At 71.7% G+C, this 1810-nt stretch carries 2 protein-coding genes; one reads left to right on the forward strand and one right to left on the reverse strand.

Annotated features, from left to right (window positions below):
• A partial coding sequence (locus H305_RS49120) for a hypothetical protein (protein WP_037767540.1) occupies positions 1-201 on the forward strand: 201 nt, incomplete at its 5' end.
• A 2-nt stretch (positions 202-203) separates the two neighbouring features.
• On the opposite strand, the gene H305_RS49125 is transcribed toward H305_RS49120, so the two are convergent.
• Positions 204-1810: ATP-binding SpoIIE family protein phosphatase (locus H305_RS49125; RefSeq protein WP_199791553.1), on the reverse strand; the 1607-nt coding region annotated here is incomplete at its 5' end.

The raw sequence follows: 1810 nt of genomic DNA on the forward strand, positions 1-1810 counted from the left end.
ACGCCCTTCGACATGGTCGTCCGCAACGACCTCGACCGCTACCGGCTGGTCATGGACGTCATCGACCGCGTCCCCGGCCTCGCGGTGCGCGCCGCGGCGGTACGCCAGACGATGGCAGACGCGCGCACCCGCCACCACGCCTGGATCCGCGAGCACGGTACGGATCTGCCCGAAGTGGCCGACTGGACCTGGAGTTCCTGACCTCACGTCCCGGCCGTCCCCCGGGGGGCCCGGGGCTTCCGCTTGAGACTGAACCAGGTCGTCTTGCCCTCGTCGGTGGGCCGCACGCCCCAGGCGTCGGCGAGGGCACGGACGAGCAGGAGGCCCCGCCCGGACTCCGCGTCCTCGGACGCCGCGCGGGGCTGCGGCAGATGGGTGCTGCGGTCACTGATCTCGACGGTCAGCTCGGTGTCCGTGCGGCACACGTGCAGTCCGATCGGCCCCTGCGCGTGCTGCACCGCGTTGGTGAGGATCTCGGACAGCAGCAGGCACGCGTCGTCCGTCCTGTCCTCGAGACCCCACGAGTCCAGCGTGGCGCCGAGGAAACCCCGCCCGGCCGGCACCGACTCCGGCCGGGCCGGCAGCTCGGTCGTGGCCGTGGCCAGGGGCGCCGCAGGCAACGTGGTCAGCAGCAGCGTGACGTCGTCGTGGCCGTCGGCGTCGGGCAGCAGGGTCGCCAGCACATGGTCGGCGGCGGCTTCGAGGTCGGGCGTGTCGCCCGCGAGTTTGTCCAGGGTCCGGATGAGCTCGGTGAGCTGGTCCTCGATGTCACTGCCGGGCGTCTCGATCAGGCCGTCGGTGTAGAGGACGAGCGTGGCGCCCCGCGGGATCGTCGTGCTGCACTGTTCGTAGATCATGTCGCCGACGCCGAGCGGCGCGTTCACGGGTGCCGGAATCGTCCGGGCGCCCTGTCCCGGGACGGTGACGAGTACGGGCAGGTGGCCCGCGGAGCAGATCATCACCTCTCCCGCGTCGGCGGCGATGATCAGATAGCAGCAGGTGACGAGCTGATCGGGCACCCCCAGGTCGGCGACCACGGCGTCCAGGGCCTGCATGAGCTGTCGCGGCTGCATCCCGGTCTTGGCCAGCGCGTGGGCGGCCGAACGCAGTTGGCCCATCACGGCGGCGGCCTCCAGGCCGCGCCCCATCACGTCGCCGATCAGCACCCCGACCCGGCCCGCACCCAGCGGGATCAGGTCGAACCAGTCGCCGCCCACGCCCGCGCCCTGGGTGGCGGGCAGATAGCGGCTCGCCGTGACCAGCCCGGGTATGGCCGGCGGCGTCCCCATCAGGCTGCGTTGCAGCGTCAGCGCGATGTGACGCTGCTGCTCGTACAGCTCCGTCAGTTCCGCCTCGGCGCGCTTGCGGTCGCTGATGTCGCGGACGATGGCGCACGCCCCGATGACCGTGCCGTCCGGCGCGCGGGTGGGCCACAGGGTCACGTCGACGTCGAGCATGTCACCTGTGCGCGTGACCCGCAGGGTCTCGAAGTGTTCGACCTTCTCGCCCAGGCACAGCCGTTCGAGGAGCGCGCTGACCTCGTCGTGCCGGTCGCCGGGCGCCAGCATCGACACGTGCCGCCCCACCGCCTCCGCCGAGGTGTGTCCGTAAAGCCGGTGGGCCGCCGCGTTCCAGTAGGTGATGCGTCCGTCGAGGGTCTTGGCGAGGATCGCGTCCTGCGAGGACTCGACCAGCGCGGCCAGTTCGTTGATGCGTTCCTCGGCGGCCTTGCGTTCGCTGACGTCGCGGACGGCGGCGGAGACGAGGAGGCCGTCGGCTGTTTCGAGGGGGCTGAGGCTGATCTCGACGG

Source organism: Streptomyces sp. 142MFCol3.1 (assembly GCF_000424945.1).
Taxonomy (GTDB): Bacteria; Actinomycetota; Actinomycetes; order Streptomycetales; family Streptomycetaceae; genus Streptomyces; species Streptomyces siamensis.